This window comes from Bacillus silvicola, assembly GCF_050524305.1.
Lineage (GTDB): Bacteria > Bacillota > Bacilli > Bacillales > Bacillaceae_G > Bacillus_A > Bacillus_A cereus_AT.
Genome location: NZ_JBNGVC010000012.1, coordinates 511962 through 533379, shown reverse-complemented (window position 1 = coordinate 533379; position 21418 = coordinate 511962). Strand labels below are relative to the sequence as shown.

The following is a 21418-nucleotide window of genomic DNA, read 5'->3' as shown; positions in this document are numbered from 1 at the left end:
AACGGGGGAGATAAAATGATTATTGAAAAAATTAATAACAACGTATGCAATATGAATGATTTTTCAAATACAAAAAAGCATCTTGATAAAATATTGATTTCTAGTGAACTTTTACTGAAGAGGGTTCAGAAATTATTTTCAGAATCTGGTTTTGAAATTGGAGTGTCTTTAGATAATGGGGAAACATTAAAGAACGGTGATATTTTATATGAAGATGAACATCGTATTGTATATATTGAAGTGTTACCAGAAGAGGTAATTGTAATTACTCCAACGTCAATAAAAGAAATGGGAATTATTGCGCATAACTTAGGAAATAGACATTTGCCAGCACAATTCGATGAAGGGTGTATGATTTTGGCGAACGACTACTTAGTAGAAGAGTTACTCAAAAAGGAAGGTGTTCCTTATCAAAAAGAACATAGAGTATTACCAAAACCGTTCAAGCATGCTTCACATAAGCATATTTAACCTACTTAACCTACTCCAAATTAGTGATTCGAACTTCCCAACAGGAAGTTTTAGTCACTCTTTTGGATTAGAAACATTTATTCAAGAGGGACAAGTTACAAATAAAGGCGAATTTTTCAAATGGATTAATCGATATGTAAAAGTGCAATTAACACACACGGACGGCTTAATTTGCAAATATACTTACGAAGCCATTAAGAATAATGATGATAAGAAAATTACATTTTTAGATGAATTAATAACGGCACAAACATTGCCTTTTGAATGTAGAAAAGCAAATAGAATGATTAGTAAAAGTGCCTCTAAGTTGTGTTGTGAATTGTTTTCATTTGAAAATTTAAATGTGTACAAAGAAAATATTTTTTGTAATAGATTACAAGGACATCCTAGTATTGTATACGGAATATTAGGGGCGGAATTGAAAATGACAATAGAAGAAACGCTCTTAGTTTTCTTATATTCAAGTGTTGGAAGCATTATTCAAAATGGTGTGAGAGCCATTCCTCTTGGGCAAACAGATGGTCAAAAACTATTACAAGAATGCCATGAATTGATCTGTGAATCTATTGATAGAATTCAAATGCTTTCATTAGAGGATTTTGGATTGAATGATCCTGAATTCGAAATAAATCAAATGCAACATGAAGATGTAAATATAAGAGTCTTCATGTCATAGGGAGGAAAAATAAAATGATAAAGCCTATTAAAATTGGTATTGGTGGCCCGGTAGGTGCTGGGAAAACAATGTTAGTTGAAAAGTTAACAAAATATTTAAATACAGATTATGAAATTGCAGCAATTACAAACGATATTTATACGAAAGAAGATGCAAAGATTTTATTGAAAACAGGTGTTTTGCCAGAAGATAGAATTATTGGTGTAGAGACAGGAGGGTGTCCACATACAGCAATTCGAGAGGATGCTTCTATGAATTTTGAAGCAATTGAAGAACTCATGATTAGACATAATAATTTAGATATTATTTTTATTGAAAGTGGGGGTGATAATTTAGCTGCTACATTTAGTCCAGAGCTAGTGGATTTTTCAATTTATATTATCGATGTGGCACAAGGAGAAAAGATTCCTCGTAAAGGTGGACAAGGAATGATCAAATCTGATGTATTTGTGATTAATAAAACGGATTTGGCACCTTATGTAGGGGCTGATCTTGGAGTTATGGAGCAGGATACGAAAAATTACCGACATAATAAACCATATTTTTTTACAAATTTGAAGGATGAGGAAGGCTTACAGGAATTAATAAATTGGATGCGACAAAACATCATGTTAGAAGGATTGAAAAAATGAAAGCCCCTACAGGTGTCTTAAACATTGATGTGATGGAAAAGAGACATAAAACCGTACCTATTAAGGTTTATCATAAAGATGCCTTAAAAGTAACGCAGCCAATATATTTGGACGATTATGGTAGAGCATATTACTATATCATGAATTCTGGTGGAGGCTATTTAAAAGGAGACTTCTATTCTATAAATATAAATGTTCGTGAAGATGCGAAAACATATGTAACAAGCCAATCAGCAACGAAAGTTTACAAGACTCCAAATAGTTATGCTTTGCAAGAATTGAATGTTTGTATTGGTGAAAATGCTGTTATGGAGTATTTACCAGATCCGTTAATTATGTACAAGGATGCAGCATATAAGCAAAAAACAAATATATATATGCAAAGTAATTCTACATTGATTTTATGTGATTCAGTTACGCCTGGTTGGTCTCCAAATATGGAGAAGTTCACATACCAGTATTTTGATTCGCTAACAAAAATATATATGGAAAACAAACTTGTAGTTTACGATCATCTATTGTTAAACCCTTTCAAAGAGTCGTTAGATCAAATGGGAATATTAAATCAATATTCCCATTATGGTACTTTCATAGTTATTAATGAGAACATTACAAATGATTTAATTGCAGCATTGAAAACGTCGCTTTCTAACGCCAATAATATGAAGATTGGAATATCTTCTATGCCCTGTAAAGGTTTTGTCATACGCATACTCAGTCATAATACAGAGGATATGGAGTCCATATTTTTTCAGTGTCATCGTTTTGTTAGAGAGAACTGTTTGCATGAAGAATTAACATCCTATCGAAAATATTAAGTAGGAGAAGGGGATACTATGACTAATGTGGGATTATTGTTTGTCGGTGCAGTTCTATTTATGAATTCACTAGCAGCTTTTAAACTCATTGATAGCAAAAGCGTAGGGTACTTCAATTTATTTGTAGGGGCATTACAAACTTTGACACCATTATATTTATTATTTACAGGAAGTCCATCCGATGAGTGGACTATCCTATCTAATGGAACTATTTTTTTATTTGGTTTTACTTATTTATATGTTGGTCTTACGAATATATTAAAACTTGATTCTTCGGGTGTAGGTTACTATTCTCTTTGGGTTGCTATTATTGCGACGGTTATGGGAATAGTGAATCAATTACATGAGAGTGGAAGTCTACAAAGTACAATAATTTGGTTCTTTTGGGCGTTCCTTTGGTTTTTATTTTTCCTGCAAGATGGGTTGAAAAAGAAGATCCATATTTATGTAGGGATTGTTTGCTTCATTGAATCTTGGATTACTGCAACGATACCAGCTTTGTTAACACTTACAAATCATACAGACGTGTTAAATGATTTTGTAATTATTTTAGTGACTATTATAACGATTTTAGTTTTCATTATGGCACTTTTCTTTTTTAAGAGTATTCAATTTAGAGTAGAAAGGGTTCGTAACTATGTGGAAAAGTGAACTGAAAAAAGCAACTAACTTTTTTGTTATTATCATATTTCTTCATGTGCTTGGAATTCTCTTATTATTACCTGCACTGTATAAAGGCAATAGCATAATTGGAATGGCTATTATTGCATATTCTTTAGGATTGCGTCATGCGTTTGATAGTGATCATATTGTCGCAATTGATAATACTGTTCGGAAATTAATTGAAAAAGGTAAGAACTCACAGGGGGTGGGATTTTACTTCTCATTAGGACACTCTACTGTAGTATTTGTGATGATAGTATTAATTGCTTTAATTGGAAAAACGGCAAAACATGGAATGGAGAGTTTTTCTACTATAGGCGGTATTATCGGTACAATCGTTTCTAGCACATTCCTTATTATTATCGGTCTTACCAATCTGTTGTACCTTATTAAAGTGTTACGAAGCCAAGAGGATAAGCAACCAGAAAACTTAGGATTTATATATCGTTTCACGCAGCACTTATTTAGGTTTATTGATAGTCAAAAGCAATTGTATATGATTGGTTTTTTATTTGGGCTTGGTTTTGATACAGCAAGTGAAATTGGATTAATTGCTCTTTCTACAGTAACTGCAACAAGTCAGTCCATTCCACTTGTAAGTATATTTGCTTTTCCTATTTTGTTTGCTGCAGGAATGTCGTTGATGGATACATTAGATAGTACATTCATGAATACGAATTATAAGTGGGCAATGGAAAATAGTCGAATAAGAAATTCATATAATGTATTAATTACCTCAATATCTGTTATAACGGCTTTTTTAATAGGGGGTTATCAACTATTATCTTTGCTTATTGAAAGCTATAATTTACAGGGCCCGTTTTGGAATCTCATACAGGTAGTTAATTTTGATTATTTGGGTATATGTCTTGTTGTATTCTTTATTATTTCTCTTATTGTTTTTGCTGTGTGGAATAGAAATGCCTTTAAAGAACCGCTTACAAAGAGTATAGAGAAATAAAAATATATTGTATGTTATTTGGTTAGTTATGTATATAAAGTAAAGATAAAATAAAAAAACACGTTAGATGGAAATACATCTAACGTGTTTTTATTATTTATGTTCCTTATATTCATGTACTTTTTCTTTTACATTACCAACTGTATCTTTAGCAGTGCCTTTCACCTTATTCCATTTTCCTTCGGCTTGTAATTTCTTATTGTCAGTTACTTTTCCGACAACTTCTTTTACTTCACCCTTTACCTTATCGATGGCACCTTCTACTTTTTCTTTTAAACCATAATTATGCTTAGTCATACATTTCTCCTCCTTGTAGTTTGATTAGAACTCTCTTTTCATATTGCAAGTTGAATGATGTATCTAGTAATAGCGTAACAAATCTAGTTTGAATATTCAAATGATTAATAGGATAGAAAAGGAATTGTCATAGAATGTATAAGATTGTAATGGAAGGAGAAAAAATGTTAATTATATGTCTTTTGCAGTCCATATGGATTTCGTATAAGCGATTTTTAAATGAGCGCGCTCCATATTATTTTGACTGATGCTACCGAACCTTGCTTGTCCAACTATTAAATGACAGTCTGTTGCTATAGCTGTTTCTATTCGTTTTTGAATTAATGCAGTATGACACCCTTTACGCTGAAATTCCGGTAAAGTAGCAGAAGCAGCTAATGAGGCAATACCTTTATTTACATACAGTACACCAATGCCTGCAGGGATATTTTGAACTTCAGCTATGAAAAAATGCCAGCCTGGTTTATTGTAAAGAATTTCGTTATTTTGGCGCACGCCATCTTTTGTAAAGGATGGCATGTTAAACCCGCATACATATATATATGCAAAAATATCAAACTCAGTTTCTTTTAGTTTGCGTACTAAAATGTTAGAAGGAAGAAGAGAAGGATCTTCTTTCGGTTTACTATATACAGCGGTATGGAAGCTAGATTGGTAAAATCCTTTTTGAGATAAGTATTGAAATAATTCAGCTGTACCTTGCGCTGGTGTAATTTCAAAACGGCAAGGGATTTGTAGTGATTGATAATAAGAGATAATTTCATCTAACTCATCTGTAGTTGTAAAGGTAACACCTTTTACTGTGTTAAAAGCAGGACCAGCAATTACTTTTGATGAAAAGGCAGTGGCACTCCCAAGCTTTTTCATTTGTACTTGCATTGGGTTGCCGCTTATTGCTTGCATTAGCGCTAATCTAGAAGAAAGCATATGTATTTCTGCGTTTTCAATTTCTTGTGCTGTATTGAGTGTCATAACAGTAGTCATAAAATTCCTCCGTCAATAAATATATTTCATAGTACATATACGTTTTATGTTCTGAGATTCCTGTTGAAATGTAAGAGGATAAGAAGTTTTTTGGAAGGGAAATGGAAGTTAACCGTCGAAGGGAGTAGAAACAGATTAAAGGTGGTGCTCTCATGAAACAGAAAGACGTGCAGACATGCTCTAATTGTGGTTCTCAAAACATAGGAGAAGGTGAGTTTGTCGGATATGCACAAATACGGAAAAAGGAGACGATGTTCACATCTTCACCAGTGGATGCTTATATTTGTACAGATTGCGGGAATATCCTTTTATTAAAAGTACGACATTATGAAAAGTTTAAGCAGAAGCCGTTATGATTATTGAGAAGTGTTTTTATTAGGGAATTTAATAGGAGTAATATTTTACATATATATGGGTATGCCTTGTATAAAGAGATGACAACTTATACTGTGTGGGATGCTTATTAATTGTTGCACGACATACAAGAATGTATAGAAGAAATTGTGAATCAATATGAGGAAGAAAAATTAGCTCTTCTTGGAATATTTCATAGCGAAAACTCCTTTAAATGAATAAGGGAGTTTTTTGATTTCTTTATAACAATAATTACCTTTAATTGTTATAATTGGTTATTGAGATGGTTATTTTATTGACACCCCATAATCATGGGGAAAATAGCTAAATCGTATATAAAACCGCTAAATAACACAATCGCAACCGTAAGTTGACAAAGTGCAACCGCAGGAAGATAGAGGTAAGGGCAATGTTTACATACAATTTAGCTAAGAAAACAAAGGGGGATACACATATGGGATTTGGTGAAAAGCTTTTTAAATTAAGAAAGGAAAAGGGCCTTTCTCAAGAGGCGTTAGCTGAAAAATTAAATACGACAAGGCAAGCGGTTAGTAAATGGGAAAACGGTCAAGGTTTTCCTGAAACTGAAAAGTTAATAATGATTGGAAATGTATTTGAAGTATCACTCGACTATTTATTAAAAGAAACTGCTGAGCAAAGTAATGAAAATGTAGATGGCTATTACGTAAGTAAAGAAATGGCAGAAGGGTATATAGTGTATGGACAAAAAATTTCTAAATATATAGCGTTAGGGTTTAGTTTGCTGATTTTATCTACAATACCGTATTTATTATTTAAAGAAAATGCAACAATGTCGACATTCCTTGTCATTATCATTGCTGTCCTTGGAATTGGAGCAATGATGGTACCTGCAACGATAGAAGAGAGTCGATACAATGTATTGAAAAAGGAAGAACTACTATTTGATCAAAACTTTCTAAAAGAATTGACAAAAAGATATGAAGTAATTAAGAAGAAGTATGCTGCAGTGATGATTGTTGGATTTTGTTTTATAGCCGCAGGCGCAATCCCGTTTTTGTTTGAGAAAAAACATATCACTTCAGGCGAATTAGTGCAGTATTATCCGTACTGTGTTGTACTTATTGCTATCGGAGTTTATCTTTTTGTTCGTGTTGTAGGAGTGTGGGAGATGTATCGAATTTTAGTAGAAAATAAAGAATATAGTAATCGTCTTATTTTTAAACTGAAAAAGAAAGTGAGAGAAAAAGTGGATAATTTTTAATAGGAGAAAACTTATTTTTATTCGATTTTTTATGAAAAGTTTAGATAGGAGTGTAATGATGTCAAATCTTCTAGAAATTGAAAATTTAAGTAAATCATTTGGAAACAAAGTTGTTTTAAGAGATGTTTCCTTCAATGTGCCGCCTGGATCAATTGTTGGATTCATTGGTGACAATGGGGCAGGGAAATCAACAACCTTTAAAACAGTACTAGAATTAATTTCTAAAGATAGCGGTACGGTAAAAATATTTGGTGAAGAAAATATAAATAAAGATGCCAAGAGTAAGGAAAAGATAGGGGTTGTATTTGATGCTATGAATCTACCGGCTCATCTTACAATAAAGCAACTAAATAAGGTTTTTGAAAAGATGTTTGAATCTTGGGACCAAGCTAATTTTTATAGATTAGTTAATACTTTCTCTTTATCTACTAATGAGAAAGTAGGTAAATTCTCGCGTGGGATGTCAATGAAACTAACTATAGCTGTTGCGCTGTCGCATAATGCCAAATTATTAATCCTAGATGAAGCGACGGGAGGTCTTGATCCTTCATCTAGGGAGGAAGTGTTAGAGGAATTAAAAAGTTTTGTGAGTAAAAGTAATGGTGGTATATTACTTTCTTCTCATATTATGAGTGATGTAGAAAAAATAGCTAGCCATCTTATCATTATAAAAGATGGAGAAATTTTATTGAACGAAGAAAAGGATAAAGTTTTGAAAAGTTACTCCATTGTAGATGTTGATGAGGAACAACTAGCTTTAATTAACAAAGATATAGTTGTGGCCAGAAGGAGCCATGGTTCTTATTTCAATGTACTCGTATCAGATGTACATAAATTACCAAGTGGTATTGCTCATAGAACCATCTCGATAGAAGAAATGAGTGTCTTATTAACGAGGAGTGAAAAATAAATGAGAGGTTTATTATTGACAAACTATTATCTAGTGTATCGAACTTTCTTTATGTTTATGGGAATAGCGATATTGGGAGCCGGAGTCGTTTTTTATTTTGGTGATGCTTCCATGTACCGCTTAATTGCTACGTTCATTATCTTATTTGCTGCAATTCCTGCACTTGAAGTTATTAAATATGAGAGTAAGTCAGGTTATGAAAAGTATGTACTTACTTTACCAGTTACTAGAAGTAATATTGTGCAAAGCCACTACTTTTTCTATTTTTTAGTTGTAATTATAGGTACTTTATTATCATATGGCATATTTTATGTACATGGTTTAGTTTCAGGTACACCAATTGATGATGGTATATTTAAGAGTGTTTCTTTAGGGACCTTCATCATTCTTAATGCCGGAGCAATAGCCTATCCACTCCTCTATGTTTTTGGAGCAGAAAAATCTGATGCTATTACAATTGGAGGTGCATGTGGGGGACTTGTTACTTATTTTGGATTACAAGGTATAATTGGTTATCTAATAGACCAATTTCCAATATCAAATTTAAATTCATCTGTATACGTTTCAATTTTATATACAATATTTGGCGTTATCATATATATCTTTTCTTTTTTTATTTCGGTATTTATATATCGTAAGAAGGAATTTTAGTATATTTTCTCTTAGTATTTTCTGAATTATTTCCAAAGAAATAATTCAGAAAATACAGAAAAATGTCGTAATTATTTGTGGAAGTCTGTTATAATAAACGAAAAATGAAAACGCTTTAAAGGGGGATGTAACCAATATGATGATGAATGTACCGCTAACAATTAGTTCTATGATGGAAAGAGCAGAAAAGTTATTCCCAAAGAAAGAAATCGTTTCACGCACACATGATACAGTTACGACATTAACGTATAAGCAGTTAGGAGAAAGAACGAGAAGACTTTCTAGTGCGTTAAAAAAGCTTGGGATTCAAGAAGGCGAACGTGTAGGGACGTTAGCGTGGAATCATCATCGACATGTAGAAGCATATTTTGCTATTCCGGGTATTGCTTCCGTTTTACACACAATTAATATTCGTTTATCTCCTCAACATATTTCATACATTATTCAGCATGCAGAAGATCGAATTCTACTTATTGATGAAGATCTCGTACCACTTGTTGAAAATATTCAATCAGAATTATCAACTGTACAAGCCTACATTATTATGACTGATAAAGATGAACTTCCAAATACTTCACTGGAGCCTGTATATCATTATGAAAAGCTATTAGCAGAGGGTGATCCAAATTTCCAATTTGTAAAGGATATTGATGAAACTACACCTGCTGGTATGTGTTATACGTCAGCGACTACAGGGAATCCAAAAGGGGTTGTTTATACACATCGTAGTACAGTGTTGCACTGTATGGCACTCGGATTAGCGGATACGACAGCTTTATCGGAAAGTGATGCAGCAATGGCTATTGTACCAATGTTTCATGTGAACGCTTGGGGACTTCCTTTTGCGGCTACTTGGTTTGGGGCAAAACAAGTTCTTCCGGGGCCGATGTTTACGCCGAAAATTTTATTAGAAATGATTCAAACTGAAAAAGTAACGATAGCTGCAGGTGTGCCGACAATTTGGCTCGGTGTTTTACAAGAGTTAGAAAATAATAGTTATGATTTATCTAGTATAACGAGATTACTATGCGGAGGCGCAGCTGCACCGAAAAGCGTTATTAAAGCGTTTGAGCAAAAATATAATGTTCCTTTCGTACATGCATATGGCATGACTGAAACAAGTCCACTTGTAACGCTTGCACGTCTAAAAAGTTATGAAACAGATTTAGCGTATGAAGAACAACTTGAGATTCGTTCGAAGCAAGGATATCTTGTTCCTGGTGTAGAGATGAAGGTAGTTGGTGCAGAGGGTGAAGTGAAGTGGGATGGTACTGAAATGGGAGAACTATGTTTACGAGCACCCTGGATCGCTGCAAGCTATTATAACGATGAACGTACGGTGGAAGGGTTCCGTGACGGTTGGTTATATACTGGCGATGTCGTTACAGTCGATGAGGAAGGTTGCGTGAAAATTGTTGATCGTACGAAGGATGTTATTAAAAGCGGAGGAGAATGGATTTCCTCAGTTGATCTTGAAAATGCTTTAATGGCACATGATGCTATATTTGAAGCGGCTGTCGTTGCAATTCCCCATCCGCAGTGGCAAGAGCGACCAATTGCTTGCGTTGTTCAAAAGAAAAATAGTACGGTTACAAAAGAAGAACTATATGAGTTTTTAAAACCACAGTTTGCGAAGTGGTGGTTACCAGATGATATTGTATTTATGGAAGAAATACCGAAAACATCTGTTGGGAAGTTTTTAAAGCAAACGCTCCGGAAAGAACTGGAGCATTTACATAAAGAGAAATAAAATAAGTTTAATTGTTAACTTTCTTTGAAAATAAGTTGACAAAAATTAAGCGGAAAGATAATATAACTCCTATAATATGTTATCTAAAATGGAATTTAAGTTTACAAACAGGAGAAGCAAATATGAATACAAAAAATTTAGTTTTCGTCGCTTTATTTAGTTCTATTATGGGAGTACTAGGGTTAATACCTCCAATCGCTCTTTCTATTACACCAGTTCCTATTACATTACAATCGCTTGGAGTTATGCTTGCGGGTGGACTGTTAGGATCACGTCTTGGTGCACTGAGTCAGCTTATTTTCTTACTTATTGTCGGAGTTGGAGCGCCACTACTTGCTGGCGGGCGTGGAGGCCTTGGAGTATTTTTTGGTCCAAGTGCAGGATATTTACTTGGTTATATTGTAGGAGCATTTGTAATTGGCTATTTAATTGAGCGTTTACGTGAAGTTTCTATTATAAAAGTATTATGCATTAATATAATTGGTGGTATTTTCGTTGTTTATGTATTTGGTATTATTGTACAAGCTTTCGTAATGGATATTTCCATATGGAAAACGATGAAAGTAAGTATCGTGTTTTTACCAGGTGATTGCATAAAAGCGATTATAGCAGCAATCCTCGTGACAAAATTACATCGTTCATTGAAACACATTATTACGCCCGCTTTAAAGAATGGAAAATATACAAATGCGGGATAAGAAAGAGAAGAAACACGTTAATTGCGTGTTTCTTTTTGTTATTTTGTAAAGAAAGGACGTCTCATATGGGGATTACAAAAGAATACAAAAAGCATGTCTCTTTACAACCAAATAAAATAGCGATTAAGGAAAATGATAGAGTTTTAACACATAAAGAGTGGTTTGAGTCAGTTTGTAAAGTAGCAAACTGGTTGCATGAAAAAGAATCGAAGAATAAAACGGTAGCAATTGTATTAGAAAATAGTATGGAGTTTTTACAACTATTTGCTGGTGCTGCTATGGCCGGGTGGGTTTGTGTACCACTAGATATAAAGTGGAAACAGGATGAGCTTGAAGAAAGAATTGCAATCAGTAATCCGGATATGATTGTGACAGAGCGATATAAGGTAAATGATCTACCGGGTGAAGAAGGAAGAGTAATTGAAATTGGTGAGTGGAAGAGAATGATAGAGAAATATCTTCCTACATATTCCCCTGTAGAGAATGTACATCATGCTCCTTTTTATATGGGATTTACATCCGGATCGACTGGGAAGGCAAAAGCATTTTTACGTGCACAACAATCGTGGATTCATAGTTTTGATTGTAATGTACATGACTTTCATATGAAAAAAGAAGACTCTATTTTAATAGCTGGGCCGCTCGTTCATTCTCTTTTTTTATACGGGGCAATAAGTTCATTATTTCTAGGGCAAACGGTACACATATTGAGAAAATTTGTACCAGTTCAAGTGCTATCTAGTATAAAGATAGAGAATATTTCTGTAATGTATACAGTTCCTACAATGCTTGAGTCTTTGTATAAAGAAAATAAAGTAATTGAAAGTGAAATGAAAATTATTTCGTCAGGAGCAAAATGGGAAGCTGAAGCGAAAGAAAAGATGAAGAATATGTTGCCTTATGCAAAAAGATATGAGTTTTATGGTGCGTCTGAGCTAAGCTTTGTAACGGCATTGGTCGATGAAGAGAGTGAAAGAAAGCCGACTTCAGTAGGGAAACCTTGTCATAATGTACAAGTTCGAATATGTAATGAAGCAGGAGAAGAGGTACAGACAGGTGAGATAGGAACTTTGTATGTGAAAAGTGATCAGTTTTTTATGGGCTATGTATCGGATGGAGCTATAATCCCGCAATTGACCAAAGATGGTTGGATGACAGTACAAGATGTGGGCTACCAAGATGAAGAAGGCTTTATATATATTGTTGGTAGAGAGAAGAACATGATTTTATTTGGAGGAATCAATATTTACCCAGAAGAGATAGAAAGTTTGCTATATACGCATCCAGCTGTTGAAGAAATTGTTGTTGTCGGTATAAAAGATAGTTATTGGGGTGAAAAGCCTGTCGCTATCGTAAAAGGAAGTGCTACAAAGCAACAATTAAAGAGTTTTTGCTTACAACGATTATCATCTTTTAAAATACCGAAAGAATGGCACTTTGTTGATGAAATACCTTATACAAATAGTGGGAAGATTGCTCGTATCGAAGCAAAAAGTATGATTGAAAACCGGGAGAAGATATATGAATAGGGCGGTTATTGTAGAAGCGAAAAGAACACCTATTGGTAAAAAAAACGGGATGTTGAAAGATTATGAAGTTCAGCAATTAGCAACGCCACTTCTTACGTTTTTAAGCAAAGGAATTGAGAGAGAAATAGATGATGTCATATTAGGAAATGTTGTTGGACCAGGAGGTAACGTTGCAAGATTATCTGCTTTAGAAGCAGGGCTCGGTTATCATCTACCTGGTGTAACGATTGATCGGCAATGCGGTGCTGGATTGGAAGCCATTCGTACCGCATGCCATCTCATTCAAGGCGGGGCAGGTAATTGTTATATTGCAGGAGGAGTAGAAAGTACAAGTACATCACCTTTTCAAAATAGAGCGAGGTTTTCGCCTGAAACAATTGGTGATCCTGACATGGGAGTAGCGGCTGAATATGTTGCAGAGCGTTATAACATAACGAGGGAAATGCAAGACGAGTATGCTTGCCTCAGTTATAAACGAACACTGCAAGCATTAGAAAAAGGATATATACATGATGAAATATTGTTTTTTAATGGATTGTTAGATGAATCTATAAAGCTAGAAATGAATTATGAACGAATCATTAAAAGAACAAAACCGGCATTTTTACAGAATGGTACAGTAACGGCAGGTAATTCGTGCGGTGTAAATGATGGGGCATGTGCCGTTCTTGTAATGGAAGAGGGGCAAGCCCGAAAATTAGGATACAAGCCTGTACTTCGTTTCGTTCGTAGTGCTGTAGTTGGAGTGGATCCAAATCTTCCGGGAACTGGTCCGATATTTGCGGTGAATAAATTATTAAATGAAATGAATGTAAAAGTAGAGGATATAGATTATTTTGAAATAAATGAAGCATTTGCTTCAAAAATTGTGGCATGTGCAAAGGAGTTACAAATTCCGTACGAAAAATTAAATGTAAATGGTGGTGCAATTGCGCTCGGGCATCCGTACGGTGCGTCTGGATCTATGCTTGTAACACGCTTGTTTTATCAGGCTAAAAGAGAGCATATGAAATATGGAGTTGCGACATTAGGAATTGGGGGCGGGATAGGGCTTGCTCTATTATTTGAAAAAATAGAAGACTAGCTCCTACACTAGTTTTCTACTCTTTGAGGAGTATAAACATTGCTACCAGGTTTTGCTTTTATTTCATTCCAAGCAGCGATAGCATCAGTTTTTGATTTTCCTTTGTTATTTGGATCTTCGAAAAAGTCACGAGTAAAACGATTGTATTCAAATTGTGTGCCGATAGTTGTTTTATAGGATGGGTCTTTTTTACGTTCGTTTTCTTCGTACCAAAACGTTATCGCGTCTTCATATGTTTTTCCAACATTCTCTTTAAAAAACTGTTGAAGAGCTACTGTAAAGCGGAAGTTTGCTCCGATTTTTTCTTTGAAAAAAGCACGAACATCTTCGCTACAGCGGTGATTGTTAGTAATAATAGTTTGAAGGGAAAGGTCTTTATAGGATAGGGAGGCTTTACTCACCTTTTGACCGGAGCTGTTTTTTAATATTTTACCAGTAGTTAAATAATGGGAGATACGCTCGGTTATTTCGATCTTAGAGCCACTAGCTGGCAAATCATGTTCACGACAAAATGTTTGCAGTTCTGCTTTTAACCAATAATAGTTTTGGAAATCTTCAAGTGATATAGACTTTGTTAAAGGTGGACGCATGAATGTAACAACTTCTTTCTTCCATAATTTTCTTTAATTATAAAACATACGTTCTTTTTGTGGAAGGATTAATTTGTAAATATAATGGGAAGAGGAGATTACATATGGAAAATGTAATGCAAGTTCGTGTTACCGGAATTTTAACTGAAGATGAAAAGGTGTTACTAGTAAAGCAAAAAGTTGCTAATCGCAATTGGTCTTTACCTGGAGGAAGGGTAGAGAATGGTGAGACGTTAGAGGAAGCAATGATTCGGGAAATGCGAGAAGAAACAGGGTTAGAAGTTAAAATTAAGAAGCTACTCTATGTTTGTGATAAACCAGATGCTAGCCCATCTTTATTGCATATTACGTTTCTGCTTGAAAGGATTACAGGGGAAATTACGCTTCCGTCTAATGAATATGATCTCAACCCAATTCATGATGTACAAATGGTAGCGATAGAAGAATTAAGTAGTTATGGTTTTTCTGATAAATTTACTAAACTTGCATCTGAAAACTTCTTGAATGCAGGAAGTTATCAAGGTTTAAAACAAAATATTGGTTTGTAAATATCAACTACTTAGAATACCGATTTTTGTCGGTAAATCGATATCTCTTGTCGAAATGTCGTTCCTGTAATTTCATTTACCGTATTACTATGTAGGATGCAAAAAAATAAGGAGATGTCTCTAGTTTGAAATTTGACTAGACGCCATCTCCTTAAAATGTTTTACACTGCTGACTGTAAAGAAGAAACAAGTTGATTTAAAAACTCATCCCCAGCCATAATCGCTCTCCCACCACCACGAGCACTCTTTTTATTTCCTCCGCCTTTTCCTTCAATTATAGGAAGGGCCTCTTTTAAAAGAGCATTCATATCGAGTGTCACTGCTTTACCACAAGCAAGAATACATTGTAATTTGTCCTCATTTTCAATAACGAAGTATGTAATTGCATGCTCTTGTTGTTCTGTAATGATAGCGGAAAGTTTTGCGATTTCTTGCATGGAACGATTAATAAATACTTTAGAAATAAGTGTTCCAGCGTGTATTCCTTCTGGCTGTTGCAATAGTTCATTCGCTTCTGCAAATAATAGTTTTTCATTCATTGTTTGTAGTGCTTTTTCGTTTTCTTTTTGGGATGTAAGAAGTTGGGATACTTTTGCTGGAATACCAGCTTCGCTACTGTTTAATTGTTTAGAAACATCTTTCATAATTTGTTGTTGTTGACCCATTAATTTTAGTGTGCGCCAGCCAGCGATAAACGTTAAGCGTATACCACCTTTATTGCGATCCCATCCTAGTACTTGAATAGGACCTACTTCACCAGTGTGTTTCGGATGCGTTCCGCCACAGCCGTTGTAATCATAGTTTTCGATAATAACAACGCGTATATTTTCTGTCATAGTCGGTTCTTTGCGAAGAGGTAATGTTTTCGCTTCTTCTAAGTTCATCCACTTTATACGGATCGGATGGTTTTCAAAAACAATTTTGTTGGCAATTTGCATAGCCTTTTCAACTGTTTCTGCATGCAGATTTTCCGTTTCTAAATCAATTGTTATCGTTTCTTTTCCGAGGTGGAACCCAATTGTTGGTATGTTAAAATAATCCCAAAAAGCAGCAGATAAAATGTGCTGAGCTGTATGTTGCTGCATATGATCAAAACGGCGATCCCAATCTATTTTCCCCTCTACTTCTTCTGTATGTAATTGTTCTACTATGAAATGACGAATTTCTCCATTTACTTCTTCAACGTTACTTACCGGAATACCATTTAAAGTTCCAGTGTCGTGTGGTTGTCCGCCGCCTGTTGGATAAAATGCGGTTTCACTTAAGACAACATATAAGTTTCCTTCTGTACTATAATCTTGCTTTATAACTTTAGAAGTAAAGTCTTTCTTATAAGCGTCGATGTAATATAATTTTTTCTCCAATTTTCTTTCCCCTTTCGTGTTAGCTAGTTTCATTGTAAAGCAATTGAAATTAGTTTCCTAATATTTCAGAAGAAAGAAACTATTTTTAGAATTTTCTTGCTATAATAAGAAGAAAATGCGGGGGTGGAATGAATATGTCATATGAAAACGGCGTAGATAAACTGCTTAGTTTAAGCAGAAATATTTCTGAATTATATCGAGAACTAAATGAAATGACCCGGATTTTAACGGATTGTAACCGAGAAAGTGTGAAATTTGATCGGTTATATGTAAAGGAGTTACTTTGGAAGAAAGAAGATGTACTAGAAAAATATGACCAACTACTTGTACAACTTTGTATTAATGAATGCTTTGATTTAAAAAGTGTCATTACAGGAGAATATAAGTATACATACGAAGAAGTAGAAAGCATAGTTTTACAATTTAATGAAGCGTATAATGTCGCAATTTTAATTAAAGATGTTTGTAAGGAATTACAGTTTACATATGGAATTGATATGGACATAACGAGAACAGCTCGGGTACAAACATCTCAAGTATAAAAAGGGAAAAGAAAGCAGATCCTGATATGATCCCCTTATAGTAGACAGTAAAAAGAAAGCACATTAATCTGTTTACTATGGAGGGGATTTTTCTATGGGCAAAATTAGAGTAACTTATGATATAGAATTTAAGAAAAAAGCAGTAGATTTATACTTGAAAGAAGGAATGGGATACAAAACGGTTGCTAAAGAATTAGGAATTGATCACTCGGTAGTAAGACGTTGGGTGAAACACTTTGAAGCTGAAGGTATCAAAGGACTAGAAGAAAAACGTGGTAAAACGAAAGGTCCAGGTATAGGTAGACCAAAAACCAATCCAGAAGATCCAGAAGCTAAAATGAAACGATTAGAAGCGGAGAATGAAATGTTAAAAAAGCTCTTAGGGATGTAAAAGGAGGAGTGGAATCTGTACCAAAAACGAAGAAGTTTGAAGCCATCAAAGGGCTATCAGAAAAAGGTTATGCAGTTACCATTCTATGTGATATCGCTGGAGTAACTAGAGGTGGGTACTACAAATGGATAAAGCGACAGTTGATGCCTTCTGAAAAACAATTGGAGGATACCGAAATAAAAAAGAAGGTATTGGAGTGTCATAAAAAACTTAAAGGGATTTATGGATACAGGAGAGTACAAGTTTGGCTGAAAGCTACTTATAACCTTCATTTTAATCACAAACGTATACAAAGGTTGATGGGTGAACTAGGTATCAAAGCCATTATTAGGAGAAAACGACCTTATTACGGGAAGAAAGAGGCTTACGTGATTTCAGATAACCATCTGAACAGGGATTTTCAAGCTTCCAAACCAAACGAAAAATGGGTAACAGATATTACCTATTTGATTTTCAATGGACAGAGATTGTACTTATCCGCTATTAAAGACCTATACAACAATGAAATTGTTGCCTATGAAATTAGCCGTAGAAATGACCTGAAACTAGTACTAGACACACTTAAAAAGGCAAGAAAAAAACGAAACGTGAAAGGGATTCTCCTGCATAGTGATCAGGGGTTCCAGTACACATCTCGTCAATATACTCAACTACTCAAAAAATATCAGATGAAGGCTAGTATGTCCAGAAAGGGGAACTGTTGGGACAATGCTTGTATAGAAAGCTTCTTCAGTCACTTTAAGTCAGAGTGTTTTCACCTATACTCTTTCCGCACAGCTGATGAGGTTAAGTTTGCTGTGCGCAAATATATATACTTTTATAATCACCACAGGTTCCAAAAGAAACTAAATAACCTGAGTCCATATAAATATAGAACTCAGGTTGCTTAATTGTGTTTTTTGAATACTGTCTACTTGACAGGGGTCACTCCATCCTTTGCTTTCTTTTTTTTATGTAAGAACAGGGAGAGTAGGTTTGAAGATGAAGGGGAAGTTACAAAATATTCATCCGTTAGGAATGACAATTATAATAGGGACTTTATTTGCGAGGTTCGCCACGTCAATGAGTATTCCATTTTTAGCAATTTATTTAACGACTGTTAAAGGGGTATCAGCTGGAATGACGGGTGCTATTATCGGAACGAGTGCACTTGTTGGAGTTTTTGCTAGTTTTATCGGAGGGAATTTATCGGATCGATTCGGCCGAAAGATGATTATAATATGGTCCATGATCGTTTGGGTGTTTGTATTTATAGGTTTTTCAGTTGCAGATCATGTTTTAAGTTTCTTTTTATTAAATGCTTTGAATGGATTATGTAGGTCCTTTTTTGAACCGACGTCAAGAGCCTTATTATCTGATTTAACGAAACCAGAGTATCGTTTACTCGTATATAATTTGCGTTATGGTGCAATAAATGTTGGAGTAGCGATTGGCCCACTTGTCGGATTACAGATTGGAAGCGCAAAATCAACAATTCCTTTTTTAGTAGCAGCTGGAGTATACATTTTATATACAGCTATATTGGCGTTCCAATTTAAGAAGTATCCACTGGAACGAAAGAAAATAAATAAAGAAAAGCCTGTTACAATGTTAAGTGCTATTCGTATTTTGCGAAAGGATGTAGTATTTTTAGTTGCTTTAGTCGGTATTATTTTGAGTAATTGTGGCTTTTCACATTTAACGACGACAGTATCTCAATATTTTGCAAATGCACAAATCTTTCAGGATGGAGTGAAGTTGTTCTCATATATGCTAGCTTTAAATGCAATTACAGTAGTAGTTATTCAATACCCTGTTATTCAAATGTGTAAAAAGTATACACCGTTAGCATCAATTATGGTTGGGACTTTATTTGTGAGCGGAGGATTATTTGGGTTTGGACTAGTAGAATCTATGTTAGGGGCAGCTATTTGTACCATTATTTTTACATTTGGAGAAGTGTTAATGTTTTCAATGACAGATGTATTTATTGATGAAATCGCTGATTCCAATCTGAAAGGAACATACTTCGGAGCGATGGGCTTTTCAGGAATTGGAGGAGTAATTGGTCCTTGGTTTGGAGGAGTACTTCTCGATTATTACGGGTACCAAAATGGATTTGTAGTATTTTTAGCGCTAGCTATATTTTCAACTGTAGCATTTCCTGTACTTTTAGTTACAAAAGGCTTATTGAAAAAAAGATATGATAGAAATTTTAATATAGAAATGCATGCGAAATAAAATAAGCCCCAGCAAGTTACTGGGGCTTATTTTTGTATTTATGTTAACTCTCAATTTGAAAAAAGAACCTTCTTTTCATGCTTATCGGCAACTTCGTTTTTGGAAATATGAATGGCTAAAAATCCATTCTCTAAGCAGGCTAGCATCTTCTTATAAATAATATTAGCGGGTAAAGGAATGATCCGCTGTAAAGAAGTATTTTTATGAAGTATGCATATGTTTAGGCCTGTCTCCATCTTTTTAATGAGTACATTTTGTTCGGTCACATTTGGTACATCTGTTTCCAGAATGTATTCTTGTTCTGTTTCACAAAGGTCAATATGAATTTGATTTGGAAAACTAAAATTACTACAAGAATCAGAACAAAATTGATCCATCCATTCTTCGAAACCATCAACATGAAAAAGACAATCCTTCTTTTTCTTGCCCATGTAAGACACCCTCCGTAAAATCTCAATTCATACTATGTTATGCATGAATGAGCCAGGGGTGAAGAATAAATGGAAAAATATAAACATTGTATGTGGCAAAGGTAGCTAGTGTGAATGTTTTGTTTTACATATCATGATGCGCATGATTTTTTTGACGAGAATGATTACGGTTTTTTACTTTATGAGATCCGCTTAATGGCTCAGGTTGTCCTTTTTTTTCTTTAGATTCACGATTGTTTTTGCCCATTGTATATAACACCTCCTCTTCCTATTTAGAATGAGAGAAGTTTGCGAATTTATACGAGAATGTTTTTAGAAAAAAGGGTAAAGATAAATGGGACTAACTATTACAGAAAGGGGATCATATAATGCCATATCATAAAGATAAACAACAAGCTTTTCAAGCTGCACAGCAAGGAGTTACACAAGCAGAAAATTCATTTAACAATATCGTGAAAAATGATCCGAACTACGGTCATGATTTAAAAGAGTTACGCCAAGAGGTCCAGGAAGCGTATGAACAGATTCAAAATGCGCTAGAAGTAGCTTCGGAAACACAACGTCCACAACTTGAGCAATACGAAAATAATCTCCAAAATATTATGCGAAATGTAGATCAATTAGAAAAGTAAATGAGCTTGTTGTGAATTCAACAACCTCAAAACTTTTAGAGCTAATATGCAGAAACAAAAAATTGTTCTACTAATTTTTTCTTTAATTTGCGCAGTACATATATTTCAAGTGGAAAAAGTGGAAGCGAAAATGTTGCTCAGAAAAGAGCTAGAACCAACTGGCTATGTAACATGGGAAGTACCTAATAATGAAAAAATTATTGCAATTACATTTGATGATGGACCAGATCCAACTTATACACCACAAATATTGGATTTATTACGTCAATATAAAGCTGAAGCGACTTTTTTTATGATTGGATTTCGAGTTCAGCGTAATCCATATCTAGTAAAGAAAGTGCTAAAAGAGGGGCATGAAATTGGAAATCATACGATGAATCATTTGTATGCGAATAATTCATCAGATGAGAAATTAGAAAATGATATTTTAGATGGAAAGAAATATTTTGAAAAATGGGTGAAAGAACCTTTGTTATTCCGTCCTCCAGGCGGATATATTAACGATGCTGTATTTAAAACAGCTAAAGAAGCTGGTTATCAAACTGTTCTATGGTCGTGGCATCAAGACCCTCGTGATTGGGCAAACCCAGGTACTGAATCCATTGTAAATCATGTTGTGAAACATGCTAAAAGTGGAGATATTGTACTGCTGCACGATGGAGGTAGTGATCGTAGTCAGACAGTGGCGGCGTTATCGGAAATTTTACCTGAGCTTAAAAAGCAGGGGTATCGATTTGTAACCGTTTCGGAGTTATTACGTTATAAACATTAGAAAAAAACCCAAAAGGCAGACATACCTTTTGGGTTTTTTTGTTACTGATTCTTTTTACGTTTCTTATTATTTTGTCGCTCTGCTGGTGTTAAAGGTTCATTTGCAAACTCCTCGTTATAGCCAGCACCTTGCCCTTGTGCGGATGCAGCATTCATTCCTGAAATAGTATGATTTGCTTTTCGTTTATTCATTTTTCACACCTCTATA

28 protein-coding genes and 1 pseudogene are annotated in these 21418 nt (G+C 34.6%); 22 read left to right on the top strand and 7 right to left on the bottom strand.

Annotation, left to right across the window (positions count from 1 at the left end; translation table 11 throughout):
* Positions 1–15 precede the first annotated feature (15 nt).
* From ACP6L7_RS14580 to ACP6L7_RS14555, 6 genes are read left to right on the top strand one after another with little or no spacing between them, the layout of a single operon-like run.
* On the top strand, positions 16–471 hold the full coding sequence (locus ACP6L7_RS14580) for an urease accessory protein UreE (protein WP_097829091.1): 456 nt from the start codon (positions 16–18) through the stop codon (positions 469–471).
* Positions 449–1147 carry an urease accessory protein UreF gene (locus ACP6L7_RS14575; RefSeq protein WP_430529291.1) on the top strand — a complete coding sequence of 233 codons (699 nt, stop codon included), beginning with the start codon at positions 449–451 and terminating at the stop codon, positions 1145–1147. The genes ACP6L7_RS14580 and ACP6L7_RS14575 overlap by 23 nt, the downstream gene beginning before the upstream one ends.
* A 14-nt stretch (positions 1148–1161) precedes the next feature.
* Positions 1162–1779 (top strand): urease accessory protein UreG, encoded by a 618-nt coding sequence (gene ureG, locus ACP6L7_RS14570; protein WP_097829089.1) that lies wholly within the window; start codon positions 1162–1164, stop codon positions 1777–1779.
* Positions 1776–2597 (top strand): urease accessory protein UreD, encoded by an 822-nt coding sequence (locus ACP6L7_RS14565; protein ID WP_097829088.1) that lies wholly within the window; start codon positions 1776–1778, stop codon positions 2595–2597. Before ureG ends, ACP6L7_RS14565 begins: the two co-directional genes overlap by 4 nt.
* An 18-nt stretch (positions 2598–2615) precedes the next feature.
* The gene (locus ACP6L7_RS14560; RefSeq protein WP_097829087.1) at positions 2616–3248 is read left to right on the top strand and encodes an AmiS/UreI family transporter; all 633 of its coding nucleotides are present in this window, start codon (positions 2616–2618) and stop codon (positions 3246–3248) included.
* Entirely contained in the window at positions 3235–4221 is a 987-nt protein-coding gene (locus ACP6L7_RS14555; protein WP_097829086.1) for a HoxN/HupN/NixA family nickel/cobalt transporter, read from the top strand. The genes ACP6L7_RS14560 and ACP6L7_RS14555 overlap by 14 nt, the downstream gene beginning before the upstream one ends.
* A gap of 93 nt (positions 4222–4314) precedes the next feature.
* Here ACP6L7_RS14555 and ACP6L7_RS14550 read toward each other — a convergent pair whose 3' ends face one another.
* Together ACP6L7_RS14550 and ACP6L7_RS14545 are read right to left on the bottom strand one after the other, a co-directional pair.
* A complete protein-coding gene (locus tag ACP6L7_RS14550; RefSeq protein WP_097829085.1) occupies positions 4315–4518 on the bottom strand; it encodes a CsbD family protein in 204 nt (67 codons plus the stop codon).
* 171 nt (positions 4519–4689) lie between these two features.
* Positions 4690–5502 (bottom strand): GNAT family N-acetyltransferase, encoded by an 813-nt coding sequence (locus tag ACP6L7_RS14545; protein WP_097829084.1) that lies wholly within the window; start codon positions 5500–5502, stop codon positions 4690–4692.
* A gap of 152 nt (positions 5503–5654) precedes the next feature.
* On the opposite strand from ACP6L7_RS14545, the gene ACP6L7_RS14540 reads away from it, so the two are divergent.
* From ACP6L7_RS14540 to ACP6L7_RS14500, 9 genes and pseudogenes are all read left to right on the top strand, one after another.
* Entirely contained in the window at positions 5655–5858 is a 204-nt protein-coding gene (locus tag ACP6L7_RS14540; protein ID WP_000810209.1) for a hypothetical protein, read from the top strand.
* A 78-nt stretch (positions 5859–5936) separates the two neighbouring features.
* Positions 5937–6047, top strand: a pseudogene (locus ACP6L7_RS14535) (GNAT family N-acetyltransferase); the annotation flags it as partial.
* A gap of 263 nt (positions 6048–6310) precedes the next feature.
* Entirely contained in the window at positions 6311–7099 is a 789-nt protein-coding gene (locus ACP6L7_RS14530) for a helix-turn-helix domain-containing protein (protein ID WP_097829083.1), read from the top strand.
* A 58-nt stretch (positions 7100–7157) separates the two neighbouring features.
* Positions 7158–8009: an ABC transporter ATP-binding protein gene (locus ACP6L7_RS14525; RefSeq protein ID WP_097829082.1), complete on the top strand. Its 852-nt coding sequence runs from the start codon at positions 7158–7160 to the stop codon at positions 8007–8009.
* On the top strand, positions 8010–8660 hold the full coding sequence (locus tag ACP6L7_RS14520) for an ABC-2 transporter permease (protein ID WP_097829081.1): 651 nt from the start codon (positions 8010–8012) through the stop codon (positions 8658–8660). It abuts the gene before it with no gap.
* Between the two features lie 136 nt (positions 8661–8796).
* Entirely contained in the window at positions 8797–10410 is a 1614-nt protein-coding gene (locus tag ACP6L7_RS14515) for a long-chain fatty acid--CoA ligase (protein WP_097829080.1), read from the top strand.
* Positions 10411–10532: 122 nt separating this feature from the next.
* The gene (locus tag ACP6L7_RS14510) at positions 10533–11108 is read left to right on the top strand and encodes a biotin transporter BioY (RefSeq protein WP_097829079.1); all 576 of its coding nucleotides are present in this window, start codon (positions 10533–10535) and stop codon (positions 11106–11108) included.
* 65 nt (positions 11109–11173) lie between these two features.
* Positions 11174–12637 carry an acyl-CoA synthetase gene (locus tag ACP6L7_RS14505; protein ID WP_430529290.1) on the top strand — a complete coding sequence of 488 codons (1464 nt, stop codon included), beginning with the start codon at positions 11174–11176 and terminating at the stop codon, positions 12635–12637.
* Positions 12630–13721, top strand: coding sequence for an acetyl-CoA C-acyltransferase (locus ACP6L7_RS14500; RefSeq protein ID WP_097829077.1), 1092 nt, complete (start codon positions 12630–12632; stop codon positions 13719–13721). Before ACP6L7_RS14505 ends, ACP6L7_RS14500 begins: the two co-directional genes overlap by 8 nt.
* Before the next feature lie 8 nt (positions 13722–13729).
* Here the strand turns inward: ACP6L7_RS14500 and ACP6L7_RS14495 are convergent, their stop codons facing one another.
* A complete protein-coding gene (locus tag ACP6L7_RS14495) occupies positions 13730–14311 on the bottom strand; it encodes a DUF6434 domain-containing protein (RefSeq protein WP_097829076.1) in 582 nt (193 codons plus the stop codon).
* 104 nt (positions 14312–14415) lie between these two features.
* Here ACP6L7_RS14495 and ACP6L7_RS14490 point away from each other — a divergent pair, with 104 nt between their 5' ends.
* Positions 14416–14859: an NUDIX hydrolase gene (locus ACP6L7_RS14490; RefSeq protein ID WP_097829075.1), complete on the top strand. Its 444-nt coding sequence runs from the start codon at positions 14416–14418 to the stop codon at positions 14857–14859.
* 161 nt (positions 14860–15020) lie between these two features.
* On the opposite strand, the gene ACP6L7_RS14485 is transcribed toward ACP6L7_RS14490, so the two are convergent.
* Positions 15021–16223, bottom strand: coding sequence for an alanyl-tRNA editing protein (locus ACP6L7_RS14485; protein ID WP_170961009.1), 1203 nt, complete (start codon positions 16221–16223; stop codon positions 15021–15023).
* A 134-nt stretch (positions 16224–16357) separates the two neighbouring features.
* On the opposite strand from ACP6L7_RS14485, the gene ACP6L7_RS14480 reads away from it, so the two are divergent.
* The 4 genes from ACP6L7_RS14480 to ACP6L7_RS14465 all read left to right on the top strand — a co-directional run bounded on the left by ACP6L7_RS14480 (position 16358) and on the right by ACP6L7_RS14465 (position 19376).
* Positions 16358–16765, top strand: a complete 408-nt coding sequence (locus tag ACP6L7_RS14480; RefSeq protein ID WP_141533355.1) for a hypothetical protein — start codon at positions 16358–16360, stop codon at positions 16763–16765.
* Between the two features lie 94 nt (positions 16766–16859).
* Positions 16860–17156, top strand: coding sequence for a transposase (locus tag ACP6L7_RS14475; protein WP_000516528.1), 297 nt, complete (start codon positions 16860–16862; stop codon positions 17154–17156).
* A gap of 8 nt (positions 17157–17164) precedes the next feature.
* On the top strand, positions 17165–18046 hold the full coding sequence (locus tag ACP6L7_RS14470) for an IS3 family transposase (protein ID WP_430528867.1): 882 nt from the start codon (positions 17165–17167) through the stop codon (positions 18044–18046).
* Positions 18047–18137: 91 nt separating this feature from the next.
* Positions 18138–19376, top strand: coding sequence for an MDR family MFS transporter (locus ACP6L7_RS14465; protein WP_097829072.1), 1239 nt, complete (start codon positions 18138–18140; stop codon positions 19374–19376).
* 50 nt (positions 19377–19426) lie between these two features.
* Here the strand turns inward: ACP6L7_RS14465 and ACP6L7_RS14460 are convergent, their stop codons facing one another.
* Positions 19427–19807, bottom strand: coding sequence for an Hsp20/alpha crystallin family protein (locus tag ACP6L7_RS14460; protein WP_141533354.1), 381 nt, complete (start codon positions 19805–19807; stop codon positions 19427–19429).
* A gap of 124 nt (positions 19808–19931) precedes the next feature.
* Positions 19932–20054 (bottom strand): small acid-soluble spore protein P, encoded by a 123-nt coding sequence (locus tag ACP6L7_RS14455; RefSeq protein WP_000517651.1) that lies wholly within the window; start codon positions 20052–20054, stop codon positions 19932–19934.
* A gap of 121 nt (positions 20055–20175) precedes the next feature.
* Between ACP6L7_RS14455 and ACP6L7_RS14450 the strand changes: the two genes are divergently transcribed.
* Together ACP6L7_RS14450 and pdaB are read left to right on the top strand one after the other, a co-directional pair.
* The gene (locus ACP6L7_RS14450; protein WP_001146300.1) at positions 20176–20439 is read left to right on the top strand and encodes a hypothetical protein; all 264 of its coding nucleotides are present in this window, start codon (positions 20176–20178) and stop codon (positions 20437–20439) included.
* Between the two features lie 46 nt (positions 20440–20485).
* A complete protein-coding gene (gene pdaB / locus ACP6L7_RS14445) occupies positions 20486–21211 on the top strand; it encodes a polysaccharide deacetylase family sporulation protein PdaB (protein WP_141533353.1) in 726 nt (241 codons plus the stop codon).
* Positions 21212–21252: 41 nt separating this feature from the next.
* On the opposite strand, the gene sspO is transcribed toward pdaB, so the two are convergent.
* Positions 21253–21402, bottom strand: a complete 150-nt coding sequence (gene sspO / locus ACP6L7_RS14440; RefSeq protein ID WP_097829070.1) for a small acid-soluble spore protein SspO — start codon at positions 21400–21402, stop codon at positions 21253–21255.
* Between the last annotated feature and the right edge of the window lie 16 nt (positions 21403–21418).